The 15,082-nt window shown below is 68.9% G+C and carries 12 protein-coding genes; 4 read left to right on the top strand and 8 right to left on the bottom strand.

The window, feature by feature from the left end; translation table 11 throughout:
* Window positions 1-27 precede the first annotated feature (27 nt).
* A complete protein-coding gene (gcvP, locus tag D3H34_RS06325) occupies window positions 28-2,937 on the top strand; it encodes an aminomethyl-transferring glycine dehydrogenase (RefSeq protein ID WP_119552589.1) in 2,910 nt (969 codons plus the stop codon).
* A 25-nt stretch (window positions 2,938-2,962) separates the two neighbouring features.
* Entirely contained in the window at window positions 2,963-3,694 is a 732-nt protein-coding gene (locus tag D3H34_RS06320; protein ID WP_119552588.1) for a Crp/Fnr family transcriptional regulator, read from the top strand.
* On the opposite strand, the gene D3H34_RS06315 is transcribed toward D3H34_RS06320, so the two are convergent.
* The 3 genes from D3H34_RS06315 to D3H34_RS06305 all read right to left on the bottom strand — a co-directional run bounded on the left by D3H34_RS06315 (window position 3,637) and on the right by D3H34_RS06305 (window position 7,497).
* Window positions 3,637-5,208: an alpha/beta fold hydrolase gene (locus D3H34_RS06315; protein ID WP_119552587.1), complete on the bottom strand. Its 1,572-nt coding sequence runs from the start codon at window positions 5,206-5,208 to the stop codon at window positions 3,637-3,639. The two genes, D3H34_RS06320 and D3H34_RS06315, sit on opposite strands and share 58 nt — an antisense overlap.
* Window positions 5,209-5,325: 117 nt before the next feature.
* Window positions 5,326-6,237 carry a DUF3014 domain-containing protein gene (locus D3H34_RS06310; RefSeq protein WP_119552586.1) on the bottom strand — a complete coding sequence of 304 codons (912 nt, stop codon included), beginning with the start codon at window positions 6,235-6,237 and terminating at the stop codon, window positions 5,326-5,328.
* Window positions 6,238-6,378: 141 nt separating this feature from the next.
* Window positions 6,379-7,497 (bottom strand): DUF2855 family protein, encoded by a 1,119-nt coding sequence (locus D3H34_RS06305; RefSeq protein ID WP_119552585.1) that lies wholly within the window; start codon window positions 7,495-7,497, stop codon window positions 6,379-6,381.
* A gap of 50 nt (window positions 7,498-7,547) precedes the next feature.
* On the opposite strand from D3H34_RS06305, the gene D3H34_RS06300 reads away from it, so the two are divergent.
* Window positions 7,548-8,165: a TetR/AcrR family transcriptional regulator gene (locus tag D3H34_RS06300; RefSeq protein ID WP_119552584.1), complete on the top strand. Its 618-nt coding sequence runs from the start codon at window positions 7,548-7,550 to the stop codon at window positions 8,163-8,165.
* Here D3H34_RS06300 and D3H34_RS06295 read toward each other — a convergent pair.
* The 4 genes from D3H34_RS06295 to D3H34_RS06280 all read right to left on the bottom strand — a co-directional run bounded on the left by D3H34_RS06295 (window position 8,140) and on the right by D3H34_RS06280 (window position 11,807).
* Entirely contained in the window at window positions 8,140-8,817 is a 678-nt protein-coding gene (locus D3H34_RS06295) for an alpha/beta hydrolase (protein WP_119552583.1), read from the bottom strand. The two genes, D3H34_RS06300 and D3H34_RS06295, sit on opposite strands and share 26 nt — an antisense overlap.
* A gap of 39 nt (window positions 8,818-8,856) precedes the next feature.
* Complete coding sequence (locus D3H34_RS06290) at window positions 8,857-9,897, bottom strand: NAD(P)H-dependent flavin oxidoreductase (protein WP_119552582.1); 1,041 nt, start codon at window positions 9,895-9,897, stop codon at window positions 8,857-8,859.
* 103 nt (window positions 9,898-10,000) lie between these two features.
* Window positions 10,001-10,498, bottom strand: coding sequence for a hypothetical protein (locus tag D3H34_RS06285; RefSeq protein WP_119552581.1), 498 nt, complete (start codon window positions 10,496-10,498; stop codon window positions 10,001-10,003).
* A 7-nt stretch (window positions 10,499-10,505) separates the two neighbouring features.
* The gene (locus D3H34_RS06280) at window positions 10,506-11,807 is read right to left on the bottom strand and encodes a UDP-N-acetylglucosamine 1-carboxyvinyltransferase (RefSeq protein ID WP_119552580.1); all 1,302 of its coding nucleotides are present in this window, start codon (window positions 11,805-11,807) and stop codon (window positions 10,506-10,508) included.
* Window positions 11,808-12,436: 629 nt separating this feature from the next.
* Between D3H34_RS06280 and D3H34_RS06275 the strand changes: the two genes are divergently transcribed.
* Complete coding sequence (locus D3H34_RS06275; protein ID WP_286185481.1) at window positions 12,437-14,086, top strand: GMC oxidoreductase; 1,650 nt, start codon at window positions 12,437-12,439, stop codon at window positions 14,084-14,086.
* A gap of 44 nt (window positions 14,087-14,130) precedes the next feature.
* On the opposite strand, the gene D3H34_RS06270 is transcribed toward D3H34_RS06275, so the two are convergent.
* Window positions 14,131-15,048 carry a protein NO VEIN domain-containing protein gene (locus tag D3H34_RS06270; protein WP_119552579.1) on the bottom strand — a complete coding sequence of 306 codons (918 nt, stop codon included), beginning with the start codon at window positions 15,046-15,048 and terminating at the stop codon, window positions 14,131-14,133.
* Between the last annotated feature and the right edge of the window lie 34 nt (window positions 15,049-15,082).

The raw sequence follows: 15,082 nt of genomic DNA, 5'->3' as shown, positions 1-15,082 counted from the left end.
GTCTTTTCCTCCCGAGCCCTCACCGCCATGCCGACGCCCGCCCTTCCCTCTTTGCAAGAACTAGAGAACGCCGAAGAATTCCTCGCCCGCCACATCGGCATCGATGCGGCGGACGAGGCGCGCATGCTGCCGGTGATCGGCTCGGAAACGCGCGCGGAGCTCATCGACGGCATCGTGCCGGCAGCCATCCGCCGCGCCCGGCCGATGCGCCTGCCCGCGCCGGTCACCGAGGCCGACGCGCTGGCCGAGCTGAAGGCACTGGCGTCGAAGAACAAGGTGTTCAAGAGCTTCATCGGCCAGGGCTACTACGGCACGCACACGCCGGGCGTCATCCTGCGCAACATCCTGGAGAACCCCGCCTGGTACACCGCCTACACGCCCTACCAGGCCGAGATCTCGCAGGGCCGCATGGAAGCCCTGCTCAACTTCCAGACGATGGTGTGCGACCTCACGGGCATGGCCATCGCCAACGCCTCGATGCTCGACGAGGCCACCGCCGCCGCCGAGGCCATGACGCTGGCCAAGCGCAGCGTGAAGAGCAAGAGCAACGTGTTCCTGGTGTCGGGCGACTGCCACCCGCAGACCATCGAGGTCATCAAGACGCGCGCCGCGCCGCTGGGCATCGAGGTCAAGGTGAGCACCGTGTCGGAAACGCTGCCGCACCTGATGGTGAGCGGCGAGTTCTTCGGCGTGCTCGCACAGTACCCCGCCACCACCGGCCACGTGCACGACCTGCGCCCGCTCGCGGGCCACGCGCACCAGTGCGACGCCGCCTTCATCGTCGCGGCCGACCTGCTGGCGCTCACGCTGCTGGTCGCACCCGGCGAGTTCGATGCCGACATCGTCTGCGGCACCACGCAGCGCCTGGGCATGCCCCTGTGCAACGGCGGCCCGCACGCCGCCTACCTGGCCTGCCGCGATTCGTTCAAGCGCTCGCTGCCGGGCCGCCTGGTCGGCGTGAGCGTCGACACGCACGGCCAGCCCGCCTACCGCCTCGCGCTGCAGACGCGCGAGCAGCACATCCGCCGCGAGAAGGCCACCTCGAACATCTGCACCGCACAGGTGCTGCCGGCCGTGGTCGCCAGCATGTACGCCGTGTACCACGGCCCCGACGGCCTCACGCGCATCGCGCAGCGCGTGGCCGTGCTCACCGCCATCCTCGCCAAGGGCCTGTCGCAGATGGGCCGCGAGCCGGTGAACACCACCGCCTTCGATTCGCTGACGATCCGCACCGGCGACGACACCGCCGCGATCATCGAACGCGCCCAGGCCGGCGACGTCAACCTGCGCCAACGCCTGCAGCAGCACCTTGGCATCTCGCTGGACGAGACCACCACGCGCGCCGACATCGAGACCCTGTGGGCGCTGTTCGTGCCCGCCGGCACCGCGATGCCGCGCTTCGACGACCTGGCCGCCCACACCACGCCGCTGATCCCCGACGATCTGCGCCGTACCAGCGCCTTCCTGACGCACCCGGTGTTCAACACCCACAAGAGCGAAACCGCGATGCTGCGCTACATCCGCAGCCTGTCGGACAAGGACCTCGCGCTCGACCGCAGCATGATCCCGCTGGGCAGCTGCACCATGAAGCTGAACGCGACCAGCGAGATGATCCCCATCACCTGGCCCGAGTTCGCGAACATCCACCCCTTCGCGCCCGCCGACCAGCTGCAGGGCTATGCCCAGCTCGACGCGCAGCTGCGCGCCTGGCTGTGCGAGGCCACCGGCTATGCGGGCATCAGCCTGCAGCCCAACGCGGGCTCGCAGGGCGAGTACGCAGGCCTGCTGGCCATCAAGTCCTTCCACGAAGCCAAAGGCCAGGGCCATCGCAACATCTGCCTCATTCCCTCGTCGGCCCACGGCACCAACCCGGCCAGCGCCCAGATGGTGGGCCTGCAGGTGGTGGTGACGGCCTGCGACGCGCAAGGCAACGTCGACATGGACGACCTCAAGCGCGCCTGCGAAAAGCACAGCGAGCACCTGGCCGCCGTGATGATCACCTACCCCAGCACGCACGGCGTGTTCGAGACCCGCGTGAAGGAACTGTGCGAGCTCGTGCATGAGCACGGCGGCCGCGTGTACGTCGATGGCGCCAACATGAACGCGCTGGTCGGCGTGGCCGCGCCGGGCGAGTTCGGCGGCGACGTGAGCCACCTGAACCTGCACAAGACCTTCTGCATTCCGCACGGCGGCGGCGGTCCGGGCGTCGGTCCGGTCTGCGTGGTGGAAGACCTCGTGCCCTACCTGCCGGGCCATGCGACGGCCGGCGTGCCCTCGAACGGCGTCGGCGCCGTTTCTGCAGCGCCGCTGGGCAATGCAGCCGTGCTGCCCATCAGCTGGATGTACTGCCGCATGATGGGCGCCAAGGGCCTGCAGGCCGCGACCGAGACGGCCATCCTGAGCGCCAACTACATCAGCGCCCGCCTGAAGGACCACTACCCCACGCTGTACGCGAGCCCCAACGGCCACGTCGCGCACGAGTGCATCCTGGACCTGCGCCCGCTCAAGGACACCAGCGGTGTCACCGCGGAAGACGTGGCCAAGCGCCTCATCGACTACGGATTCCACGCACCCACGCTGAGCTTCCCCGTGCCCGGCACGCTGATGGTCGAGCCGACCGAAAGCGAGCCGCTGGCCGAGCTCGACCGCTTCGTCGACGCGATGATCGCCATCCGCGGCGAGATCCGCCGCGTGGAAGAAGGCGTCTGGTCGAAGGACGACAACCCGCTCAAGCACGCGCCGCACACCGCCGCGAGCCTGCTGGGCAGCGAGTGGAGCCACCCGTACTCGCGCGAACTCGGCGCGTTCCCGCTGGCCGAACTCAAGCAGGCCAAGTACTGGCCGCCGATCGGCCGCGTCGACAACGTCTACGGCGACCGCAACCTGTTCTGCAGCTGCGTGCCGGTGGGCGACTACCAGGAAACCGAAACGGCCTGACGACAGCGGCAGTCGTGCCCGGCGCATGAACCCGGACGAAGTCGCATCGCTCAAGGCGCGCTGGCGCGGCTGCGTCTGGGCCCACACGCTGAGCGATGCCGAAGGCGCGGCGCTGCTGCCGCAGTTGCGCTTTGCCGAGCTGGCCGCGGGCCAGCCCATCTGGCACCGGGGCGATGCGGCCGACCACTGGGTCGGCATGGGGCGCGGCAGCATGAAGCTGTGCACCACCTCGGCCTCGGGCAAGCCCGTGACCTTCATGGGGCAGGCCTTCAGCTGGGTCGGCGAGATCGAGCTGATCCGCGACATCCCGCGCCTGTGCGACGCCGTCGCGCTGTCCGACGCGGTGATCATCAAGATGCCCAAGGCCGCGTTCTTCCACCTGCTGGGCACGAACCCCGCCTTCAATCGCTTCGTGCTGACGCTGCTGAGCGAACGGCTCACGCAATCGATGGTGCTCACGCTGTCGGACCGCACGCTCGATCCCGTGGCCAAGGTGGCGCAGAGCCTGGCCTCGCTGTTCAGCCCGTCGGCTTTTCCGCCGCGCTCGCTGGAGCTGCAGGTGTCGCAGGCGGAGCTGGCGATCTACTGCAACATGTCGCGCCCGCGCCTGAACGCGGCGCTGAAGCAGCTCGAAGCCGAGGGCCTGCTCACCCTCGGCTACCAGGTCGTCACGCTGACCCGGCTCGACGCGCTGCGCAGTTACTGCGGCGCGGCGTCGGCGGCCAGCGGCAGCCACACGCGGCCCGAAACCGCATAGGCGTTGACGGCGGTGATGCCAGCCGCGGGTGCGCCCGAGGCCGGGGCCCAGACGTACTGCGGATGCGTCGCGAACAGTGCCACGCCCAGTTCGTCACCCGGCTGCACGCGGGCGGCCACGCCGCCGAGCGCCACACGCTGACGACCCGTGGGCACGGGCACCACCTGGTCGGACAGCAACGCCACCTCGCCGCCACGCTTGCGCAGCGCCAGACCCACCAGCGCGACGCCCGGCCCGGCCTGCCCCTGCACGTCGAGTTCGGCTTCGGGCACGCCGGCCAGCACGGCGCCGGCTGGCACGGACGCCAATGCGACGAAGCGCGGCGCCGCCGTGCCGGCAGGCACTTCGGTGCGCGGCAATGCGGCGCTTGCGTTCAGCGCGATCGGCATCGCGCCGCGATACGCCGTGCCGTCGTCCAGCGCGACGCACGTGGCCGGCACCGACGACAGTCCGGCCGTCTCGTCGCGCAGCTTGGCATCGAGCCAGCGCGCCATCGTGTCCATCGCATCGAGGTCGCCGCAGCGTGCCGGCTTGTCGCGCTGGCCGGCGCGCGGGTTCACGTGGCCCGCGCGCAGCACCATCAACCGCACGTCGCCGCCACCCGAAGCCAGCTGGCGCCAGTTGCGCAGGCCGTCGCCCATGTCGAACAGCACGTCTTCGCTGGCTTGCACCACGAGCGCATCGACGCGTCGCATCGGTTGCCCGGCCCAGCTCGCGCCCGAGGGGCCGTGCGTCTGGTACGCATCGCGCAGGCGCGGTGCGTCGGCGCCGAGATCGGACCATGCCCAGGCGCCGGGCTTGGGCGCCTGCTCGCACAACGGCCGCAGCAGGCCGCCGTCGCGCACCTTGCCGCGCTGGGCCATGAAGCATTCGAACTGCACGAAGCCCTGCTTCAGCACACCCTGCGGCGCCAGCGCGTGCTGCAGGTCGTACCAGGTCATCGACGGGATCACGGTGGTGATGCGCGGCTCGCGCTGCGCCAGTTGCATCTGGTAGCCGCCGCCGTACGAACCGCCGATGCTGCCGATGCGCGGCTTGCCGTCGGCGCCCTTGCGCAGTGGCAGCTCGCGCTCGGCCCAGTCGATCAGGCTGCGGATGTCGGCGATCTCGGCCTGCGGGTCCATGATGCGGCTGTCGCCGCCGCTGTCGCCATGGCCGCGGTGGTCGAAGCTGATGACCGCGTAGCCACGCGACACCAGCGTGGGCACGAGGCGGTCGAGTCGCGTCCAGTAGTTCGCGCCGGGGTCGGTGTCGTTCGGCGGCATCGCCTGCAGCCGGCCGAGCCCGAAGCCGCTCGCGTGCAGCACCAGCGGGTAGCCGCCTTCGGGTTGGGTGTCGGGCAGGAAGAGCGTGAAGGCGACCTTCGTGCCCGTCGTGCTTGCAGCACCTGACACCAGCGGGTCGGCCACCGGTGACTGCGTCGACAGTTGCTGGATTGTGGCGGCCTGCGCGCAGAGCGCGGCGCCCAGGCATGCCGCCGCGCTCAATGCGGCGGCGCGAATGATGGCCTTCATGTACGGGTTCCTCAAGGTTGCGTGTCTCGAAGCACGCAACTCTAGGAACGAAGGCGGCGGCGAACTGTCCCCGCAGGAACAAAGGTGGCCCAAGCGGCCGGGAGGGCCACCTACGGATTACGGTTGCTTCTTCTTCGCGATCTCGCCGGTGGCGATCTGCGCGCGCAGCCCACGCAGGCTGGCCTTCATGCGGCGCTCGTTCTCGGGGCCCATGCGCACCAGGATCTTCTGGCCGGCCGAGAGCGATTCGAGCTTGGGGTCGACGTATTCATAGCGCACCCACGGGCGCTGCGAAGGAATCTCGCCCTTCACCTCGACCAGCCTCACCTGCACCGGCCCGGCCGGCTCCGGGGCCTGCAGCAGGTGGTCGATCACGGCGACGAAACGGTCGTTGAAGTAGCGGCCCGGATAGCCCAGCTCTTCATACGCCTGCTGGAACAGTGGATAGAGGCGCGCATACACGGCAGCCGCCTTGGCGGGATCGACCGACTCGGCCAGCAGCACCAGGCCGTTGTAGCGCGCCGAATTGTTCGCCGCGATGGTCTGCACGCCCTGCTGCGGCCCTTCGGTGATGAAGCGCTGCGGCGCGGGCTGCACCGGCCACTTGCTCGCGGGCGCCTGCTCGCGCGGCAGGTTGTCGACCGTGGCGACGAAGCGCCGCACCATGCCCTCCGAATGCAGATAGGTGGCCACGGCCTTGCCGCCCAGCAGGTCGGTGAGCGCCTTCAGCACGCGGGAATCGGAATTGCCCAGCGCGGGCAACGCACCATCGGGCGGGGCCAGCGCCTCGACCGGGTTCTGCGGGCCCTTCGGCTCCTCGGCCTTGGGCGGCTCAGGGGGCGCGTCGTTCGGGGCCGCGGCCACCGGCACGGGCTCGGGCGCCTTCAGCGCCTGTTGCTGCTGGTACCAGCGCCAGCCGAAGAAAGCAGCCGCGAGCACCACCAGCACGAGGCCGACGATGGTGCCCATCGGGGCCTCCCGGCGGGGTCGGAACTCGGGGTTGTCGCGGGGGGTGTCGGCATCGGACATGGGCGGTTTCCTTTTGCGGGTGGCATTGGGGAGACGAAAAGCAATGGTGCACCAGGATGGCCTTCAAGACCCTCACGATGCCCACGTTCTCGTAACCCCCTGTGACGCCCCGACCGCGCCGAAGTTCAGTCGGTCAGTGCGTCATTCGGTGCCGATGCGCACCACGTGCGCTGCGCGCGGATCGACGCGGCCCGCATGCAGATCGGCGATCACCGCCTGCGCATGCGCGAAGCCCCGGCCCTGCGCCAGCGTCATCCAGCGATTGCCCGGGCGGCTCAGCTCGGCGATGAAGCGGCCTTGCGCTTCGTTGAAGCGGCGATTGACCTCCTGCGGGCCCCAGTCGGCATTGCGCTTGCGAATCTGCACGGGCGCGAAGTACAGCTGGGGCGTCGGGCCGGGCAGCGCGCTCGTGTCGCCGAGGAATTCGGTCTTCTGCGCCGAGCCCGCATAGCAGTCGTACACCAGCGATTCGCCGAAGTGGTGGTGCACGGTGGCGCGCAGGTCGTCGTGGCCCGCGAAGTCGACGTACAGCGTGGGCACGTCGGCCGCCAGCGTGGCGATCTCGCCGTAGGCCACCGTGCGGTCGTAGCAGCCCAGCGCGTCGACGAAGGCGCGGTTGCCCTGCGAGGTGGCCGCCACCAGCTGCACGCCCTCGCGACGGCCGAGGCAGAAGGCCGTGCCGAACGCCGTCTTGCTCGACGCGCTCGACACCACCACCTGTGTCGCGCCGAAGAAGGCGTTGTCTTCCAGGAAGTCGGCCAGCATGAACGAGGTGATGAACAGCGGGCGCACCAGCATCTGGTAGTCCTCCAGCGCGGCGACGTAGCCGGCATCGTGGCTGCAGCGCATGTACTGGTTGTAGGCCGACACCAGCTCGCTGCGGTGCGCCGCGCCGTCGTAGAAGCCGCGCGGCGTCACGCGCACCGGCTGCATGCGCAGGTGGCTCGCGATCGGAAAGTAGCCATAGAAGCGCTCGCCCACCGCCACACCCTCCACGTTCGAGGCCACCACGTCGGCAAAGCCCCAGGCTGGCATGTGGCCCCAGTCGGCATCGCCGGTGGGAAAGAACTGCCAGTACTTCATCACCGCATCGCCGAAGGCCGCGTAGGTGATGTTGTTGGTGGTCAGCGAGAAGCGCTCGATCTTCACAAGCACCTCGCCCGGGGGCAGTTCGACGGTCTCCTGCGAGGTGACGATGCGGGTGGTCCCGAGCGCGTTCTTGCGCGTTTCGAGGCGGGTTAAAGTGAATGCGTTGTTCATTCGCAAACTGTAGGACGGCCCGCCTTGCCGCGGGTTCGGAAACCCGGTCCATGCCCGCAGCACCCCGCTCCAAGCCCCTGAAACGCCCCACGCAGGCGCGCAGCAAGTTCACCGTGCAGGCCATCTACGACGCCTTTGTTCGGATTTGGCGCGCACAGGGCTGGGAGGGCGTGACCACGCGCGCCGTGGCGCTCGAAACCGGCATCGCCGTCGGCACCTTCTACGACTACTTTCCCGACAAGGAAGCCCTGCTTTCGGGCTATGTGCGCCACTGCGTGGAGGCGCTGCTCGCGCGGCTCGACGAGGACGTGATCGCGCCTTCAGGCATCGACTGGCGCGAACGCACGCAGCGCCTCGTGCGCCTCACCTGCGACACGCGCCTGGCCGAACTGCCCGCGTTCGACCACGAGATGCTGATGCTCGAGCACCGCGTGGCGGAGCCCAAGCACCACCGGCGCGTGTACGACGAACTGCTCGCGCGATGGGCGCAGGCCTTCGCAGCCTGCCGCGACCTGCAACCGCCGCCCTCGCCCGCCACCGTGCAGGCGCTGCTGACCGCCGCCTGGGGCGCTCGCCGCTACCGGCTGCTGGTGCAGCCCGACGACGCAAATGACGCGTGGGTCGGCGAGATGGAAGCGATGGTCATGGCGCGGTTGGCTGCGCGCTGAGCGCCTGCAGCCACGCCAGCGTGCCCTGCAGCTCGGCCGGGCGGATCTCGTGCGCGCCCGGGAAGTCCGAGCCCGACAGCGCCAGCGGCAGCCCGCGCGCCAGTTCGCGCGTGGCCTGCGCGGCGCTTGGCGGAATCACGTTGTCGGCGCTGCCGTGGCTCACCCACAGCGCCTTGCCCGCGAAGGCCTCGGGCGGTGCGATGTGCGGCACCACCTCGGGCAGCAGCCGGCTGTGCCACACCATCGCGGCGCGCAGCTTGTCGGGCTGCGTGAGCAGCAGCGACAGCGACATGATCCCGCCCTGGCTGAAGCCGCCGACCACCACGCGCTCGGGCGGCACGCCCAGTTGCTGCGACGCCGACGTGACCATCTCGCCGATGAGAAAGCGGCTTTCACGTTCCTGCTCTTCGTCGATGCGGCGCGTGCCGTCGGCCAGCACCTGGAACTCGAACCACGCGTAGGCGCCGGGCGACAGCACATACGGCGCGCGCAGGCTCAGCACATGGAACTGCGGCGGCATCATGCGCGCCAGACCGAACAGGTCCTGCTCATTGCTGCCCACGCCGTGCATCAGCACGAGCAGCCACGGATCGCCCGCACTCTGCTGCGCAGGGTGATGCAGGAACTGGAGGGGGAGATGAAGAGAGGTCATGGGTCGATCGAGATGAGATGGATGGAGCGCACGCCCTGTTCAGCGAAATCCCCGGGCCAGCGCCCGCGTGACCTCGGCCGACGACACCTCGCGGCAGCCGGTGGCGTTCTGCCCCGACCACAGCGGAGAAAAATCGCCGCTGCCCTGCGCCTCGGCCTTGGCGCGCAGCGGCGCGATGCCCGAGGTGGCGAGCGGAAACTCCGGCGCCGGCCCGATGGGCCCCAGCTCGCGCATCACGCGGTTGACGATGCCACGCGCCGGCCGGCCAGTGAACAGGTTGGTCAGCGCCGTGTGGCGCGCGCCTTCGCTCTTCAGCGCCGCGCGATGCAGCGCGCTGATCGTCGCCTCGGGCGTCAGCAGGTAGGCCGTGCCGATCTGCACGCCCGCCGCGCCCAGTGCCATGGCCGCGGCCACGCCGTCGGCATCCACGATGCCGCCGGCCGCGATCACCGGCACCTTCAGCGCGCGCACCAGCTGCGGCAGCAGCGCGAAGGTGCCGAGCTGCTTCGTCAGGTCGTGAGAGAGGAAATGCCCGCGATGGCCGCCGGCCTCGAGCCCCTGCGCGATCACCGCGTCGACGCCGTGCGCCTCGAGCCACAGCGCCTCCTCGACCGTCGTGGCCGAGGCCAGTACCTTGGCGCCCCAGCCGCGCACCTTGGCCAGCAGCGGCTCGGGCGGTAGGCCGAAATGGAAGCTCACCACCGGCGGCTTGAATTCGGCCAGCAGGTCGGCCACCTCGGCGCTGAAGGGATTGCGTCCCGGTCCGGTCGGGATGCCCGCCGGATCGATGCCGAACTCCGCGTAGTAAGGCGCCAGCGCCGCGCGCCAGGTCGCCTCGCGCGCCTCGCTCGGCGTGGGCGGCGTGTGAGCGAAGAAGTTGACGTTGAAGGGCTTGTCGGTGCCCGCGCGGATGGCCGCGAGCTCGCTGCGCATCGCATCAGGGCTGAGCATCGCGCATGGCAGCGAGCCCAGAGCGCCTTCGTTGCACACCGCGATCGCCATCGCACTGCCCTGCGCGCCGGCCATCGGCGCCTGGATCAATGGAAGTTCGGTGCCGAGGATCTGTTGCAGCGTGGTCATTCGGGGTGCGCTCCTGTGTCCGTGTGTCGAATGACGGCATTCTCCGGCCAAGCCGGTGGGCGCTGCGGCTGCGGGGTCATCGCGGGCGCGGCTGCCCGCAAGCTCAACGCGACTTGCCGAAATCCTTCAGCTTGAAATCGGTGTCGTCCTTGTAGCCGTACAGGCGGCACACCGTGCGGAAGTCTTCGACCGGGAAGCCGGTCCAGGCGTAGTTGCGGGCGCGGCGGCCCGTCTTGCGGTTCTGCACATCGAAGGACAGCGAGGCCTTCGGCTCCGGCAGGTTGATCGTCTTGTGCAGGCTGGGCACGAACTGAAAGTCTTGCGTCTCGAAGCGCTTGGAGAAGCCGAGCGCCGTGCGCACGACGATGGCCTCGGGCGTGAACTCGAAGGCCGACACGAAGAGGTAATCGCGCCGCAACGCGACGATGGTCGCCAGCGCCAGCAGCAGCGTCACCGCATAGAACATCGGCGTGTTGATCGTGCGGTCGACCGTGAAACGGTAGGCGTAGTTGAACACCAGCGAGGTCAGGCCGACCATCAGCACCAGTTGCCCGACCTGCTGCAGCAGCCACTTGGCCCGGTTCGAGACGGAAACGATCACGGGGTGATCACTCCTCGCTGGTCCACTCCACCTGCACGCCCAGGCTGCGCAGGTTCTCCACGAAGCGCGGGTGCGCGCGCCGGATCGGCGTCGCGTTGCGGATCTCGGACTTGCCCTCGGTGCTCGCGGCCACCATGAAGAGCGCGATCGCCACGCGGATGATGTACGGGCTCTCGACCACCGCCGGCGTGAGCGCGTGGCCGCCGAAGGTGATGAGCCGATGCGGGTCGGACGAGAACACGTGCGCGCCGAACTTCGACAGCTCGCCGGTCCAGCCCAGCGCGCCGTCGTAGACCTTGTTCCAGAACATCGCATTGCCCTGCGCGCGCACGCCCAGCGCAATGAAGATCGGCAGCAGGTCGACCGGGAAGTACGGCCACGGCGCGGCCTCCACCTTGGTCAGCACGTTGCTCGTGAAGGGCGTCTGCACCTTCAGCGGGCCGTTGCGGATGGCGCGCGACCAGCCGTCTTCGTGCACGATCTGCACGCCGAACTTGGCGAAGGTGCGGTCGATCAGCGGGAAGTTGCCGGGCGCGGTGTTGCGCACCACCACGTCGCCGCCCGTGATCGCGCCCAGCGCCAGGAAGGTGGTGATCTCGTGGAAGTCTTCGTCGAAGCGGAACTCGCCACCGCCCAGCGTGCCGCCGCCATGCACCGTGAGCCGCGAAGTGCCCATGCCCTCGATGCGCACGCCGATCATGGCCATGAAGCGGCAGAACTCCTGCACGTGCGGCTCCGAGGCCGCGTTGGTGAGCGTCGAGGTGCCGCCTGCGGCAGCGGCGCACAACACGAAGTTCTCGGTGGTCGTCACCGAGGCGTAGTCGAGCCAGTGGTCGGTGGGCGTGAGCCGGCCGGGGGCGTACACCAGCAGCGAACCCTCGGTGCGCTCCACCTCGCCGCCGAAGCGCTGGAACACCTCGACGTGCGGATCGATCTCGCGCACGCCCAGCGTGCAGCCCTTGACGTTGTCTTCCAGCCGCGCCACGCCGAAGCGCGCCAGCAGCGGCGGCACCAGCATGATCGACGAGCGCATTTCCTCGGGCAGCCGGTGGCGGGCCGCGTCGAAGGCGGTCTCGCGGTGGTGCAACTCGAGCGTGCCGCTCTCGTGGTCCATGCGCACCTCGCTGCCCAGCGTGCGGAAGATGTCCAGGATCTTGCGCACGTCGGTGATGTCGGGCACCCCGTGCAGCCGCAGCGGTTCGCCGGTGAGCAAGGTGGCGCAGAGCACCGGCAGCACCGCGTTCTTGTTGGCGGAGGGAATGATGCGGCCGCGAAGGGGCGTACCGCCGTGCACGATGAGGTTGGACATGAAAACGGGGGAAAGACGGGCAACGGGCACGAACCACTCGCGCCGGACGGCGGACTTTACCGTTGGAAACACCGGGAATCCGTGGGGAGACTTGTAAGAAAGAGTTCGAGCCTTTACCGCCCTGTGGCGTATCGCGCCCGTGCCGACCTTGGCGCCCCCAGCATCCAACAGGGCGCCTCGCGTACCGAGGCGGATTCCCCACGCCTGCCAGCCGTTCCGCGCGAGGAGCTTGCGCAGACCTGTATGACATCTGCAACAAGGGCGCGACGCCGGCGAAGGCGATGTCCTCGAGGTCACCTGCAGGTGACGCTGTGGCCATCCGGAATTCGATTCATCAAGAAATAGGACGAAGCCTTAACCACCGCCGGGAAGCACCCTTGTTTTCGCGAAACGTGCGACGTTGAAGACGGCAATTCCCTCCAGGTTCTCCTTTTGAACATCGGACTTTTTCCCGCGCAAGTATTCAACCGATTTCAAGGCCCTTCCATCGCGCTTCGTTGGGTGCAAATACAAGGAAGCGATATACCTCTAAGTCCCCCTCATGGCTCCTTCATTCGTGCATCGAGTTTCTGCGCACCTTGAAATCCATGCAGACATCCCCCGGGGAGGTATTTCTTGCAAGCAATTTGATGGAACGATTGGCAGTGTCGAACGATGTGAACCGCAGGACCTGGCTCAAGCAGAGCCTGGCGATGGGAACCCTGGCGGGCGGTGCAGGCGCCGCCCATGCCTCGCGCGAAACGCCGCTGCTGCGCGCGCTGTACTACCGAAGCCTGGTTCCCGAGGTGTTCGTCAACAGCCCACGGCCTCCCACCTACACCCCGCATCTGGTGATCGGCTCCGGCTTCGGGGGCGCGATCACGGCGCACCGCCTGGCTGAAGCGGGACAGCAGGTCACCGTACTCGAGCGCGGCTTCGCCTGGCCCAGCTCGCCGACGCGCCAGATCTTCGGCAACGACACGCTCCCGGACGGACGCACCTTCTGGTTCAAGAACAAGGCCCGGATGATCACCGGCCTGACCGCGCACATGGATTCCTTCGGCGGCGTGATGGACGCCACCGAGTTCGAGCACATGACCGTCTGGCGCGGCGCCTGCGTGGGCGACGGCTCGGTGATCTTCACGGGCGTGATGATCCAGCCCGAGCAGCGCTACTTCGAGGACATCTTCAAGGGCTCGGTCGACTTCGCGGAGATGAACAGCACCTACTTCCCGCGCGTGCGCCAGATGCTGCGCCTGAGCCCCATGCCGGAGGACATCTACCGCAGCCACCCCTTCGGCCATTCGCGCGCGTGGGACCAGCAGGCGATCAAGGCCGGCTACCAGCCGACACGCATCGACTCGCTGTTCAACTGGAACGTGATCCGCGACGAGTTGAGCGGCCGCTCACGCAAGTCGGCCATCGCGGGCCTGACCAACCACGGCAACAGCAACGGCGCCAAGTTCGACCTCAACCAGAACTACCTCAAGTGGGCCCAGGCCAGCGGCAAGGCCCGGGTCTTCGCGGGACAGGAAGTACAAGGCATCGGCTGGGACGGCAGCCGCTACACGGTCGACGTGATCCAGCGCAGCGTCACCGGCGCCACGATCGGCCGCTACGTGCTGAGCTGCGATCGCCTCTACCTGGCGGCGGGATCGGTCGGCAGCTCGTCGCTGCTGGTGAAGGCGCGCGCCGAGGGCAGCCTGCGCAACCTCAACGAGCACGTGGGCGAGGGCTGGGGTTCGAACGGCGATGCGATCGTGGTACGCAGCTTCTCGCAGCCCGGCGGAATCATCCAGGGCGCGCCGAGTGCCAGCAAGATCCACGACACCCGCACCGGCATGCCGGTGACTTTCGAGAACTGGTACGTCCCGGGCGTGCCCGTCGATGTCGGCATCCTCGGCACCCTGGGCATGGTCTACGACGACACGAACCGGGGCCGCTTCGTCTACGACCACAGCAAGGGCGCGGTGGTGCTGGACTGGGCCGCCAACGGCAACGGCGACGCGTTCACGGCGATGCAGAGCATCAACCAGCGCATCGCGCACGCCTCGGGCACGGTGCCGGGCGCGTGGCCCTTCGTGGAATCGGTGAACGGCCGCAACTGGACCGCTCACCCGCTGGGCGGCGCGGTGATCGGGCGCGCAACGGATGCCCATGGCCGCGTGATCGGGCACCCCGGCCTCTACGTGATGGACGGCGCGCTGGTGCCGGGCTCGACGGGCTCGGTCAACCCCTCGCTCACGATCGCCGCGCTGGCGGAGCGCAACATCGCGCACATCGTCGCGCGCGGCGGCTGACGGGCGAAGACGCGGCGCAGGGGCGCCGTCCTCCCCTTCGGGCCTCAGCCCTTCCGCTGGAAGCCCGGGGCCTGGTCGACTTCGGTCGGCTTGTAGATCTTGTGCGCCGCGGTTCCGCTGCCCGCATCGGACACCACGAGCAAGCGCCACAGCGGCTCGCGCACGGCGGCCATGCTTTGCTCGGGCGTGAGCGCGAAGGTCGGCAGCGCCGGGGCGGTGCCCTTCACGACCACCTTGAGCAGCATCGCGCCCTTGGCGTTCGAGACTTCGATGTCGAAGCCCAGCGCCTTGCTGGTCACGTCTTCCGCGTTGTAGCCGTAGCCCTTGAAGTGGCCCATGACGTAGGCCATGGCGGCGTCTTGCACCGCGTCTTCCGTGACAGGGCCGGCCGGGGCTGCATCTGCTTCGCCATCCGCCGCCACGCCGCCACGGGCCTTGGCGGCCGCGATGTCGGCCTCGGTGGGCACCCAGCCGCGCGGGCCGCGCACCAGCACCGCGAGCTGCTGCTCGGGTTCCCAGGTCGCGACATGCCACTCGGCGTCGTCGCGCACGCGCGTCGACACCTTGGCGTTCTTGTTGCTCTCCAGTTCGGCGATGGCGATGCGGTTGGTCTGCAGCACGGCGCGAAAGCCCTGGCCGGCATCGAAGGTGCGCTTGAGCAGGGCCAGGCGGTCCTTGGCGCGCTGCGCCTGCTGGGCGCTGCGCACGCCGCCGCCGGGGCGGCGCTGGGCGTCGAGCGACTCCAGGTAGAACCAGCGGCCGCCGGCCCCGACGCTCACGAACTCGCCCCAGATGGTGGCGATGACGTTGTCGCCCGTGGCGAGCCAGGCGTGCTCGAACGGCTTGTCGCGTGCGTCGAACACCCCCATCTTGGCGACGATTTCGACCGGCGTGAGGCGCGGTCCGGAGAGCCGCATCTCATCGATGGCGGTGAGCACGGAGGGTTCGACTTCCTTGTCCATTCAGCGGAATTCTGGCGAGTTGGGAGGGGGTGGG

The sequence above is a fragment of the Acidovorax cavernicola genome, assembly GCF_003581445.1.
This window is presented reverse-complemented; position numbering and strand designations above follow the sequence as displayed.

Bases quoted from the DNA above. Each gene is read 5' to 3' on its own strand.
- D3H34_RS06300 (WP_119552584.1), top strand. From the start codon at position 7,548: ATGCCCGCAGCACCCCGCTCCAAGCCCCTGAAACGCCCCACGCAGGCG.
- D3H34_RS06270 (WP_119552579.1), bottom strand. From the start codon at position 15,048: ATGGACAAGGAAGTCGAACCCTCCGTGCTCACCGCCATCGATGAGATG.
- D3H34_RS06305 (WP_119552585.1), bottom strand. From the start codon at position 7,497: ATGAACAACGCATTCACTTTAACCCGCCTCGAAACGCGCAAGAACGCG.
- D3H34_RS06290 (WP_119552582.1), bottom strand. From the start codon at position 9,897: ATGACCACGCTGCAACAGATCCTCGGCACCGAACTTCCATTGATCCAG.
- D3H34_RS06295 (WP_119552583.1), bottom strand. From the start codon at position 8,817: ATGACCTCTCTTCATCTCCCCCTCCAGTTCCTGCATCACCCTGCGCAG.
- D3H34_RS06280 (WP_119552580.1), bottom strand. From the start codon at position 11,807: ATGTCCAACCTCATCGTGCACGGCGGTACGCCCCTTCGCGGCCGCATC.
- D3H34_RS06315 (WP_119552587.1), bottom strand. From the start codon at position 5,208: ATGAAGGCCATCATTCGCGCCGCCGCATTGAGCGCGGCGGCATGCCTG.
- gcvP (WP_119552589.1), top strand. From the start codon at position 28: ATGCCGACGCCCGCCCTTCCCTCTTTGCAAGAACTAGAGAACGCCGAA.
- D3H34_RS06320 (WP_119552588.1), top strand. From the start codon at position 2,963: ATGAACCCGGACGAAGTCGCATCGCTCAAGGCGCGCTGGCGCGGCTGC.
- D3H34_RS06310 (WP_119552586.1), bottom strand. From the start codon at position 6,237: ATGTCCGATGCCGACACCCCCCGCGACAACCCCGAGTTCCGACCCCGC.
- D3H34_RS06275 (WP_286185481.1), top strand. From the start codon at position 12,437: ATGGAACGATTGGCAGTGTCGAACGATGTGAACCGCAGGACCTGGCTC.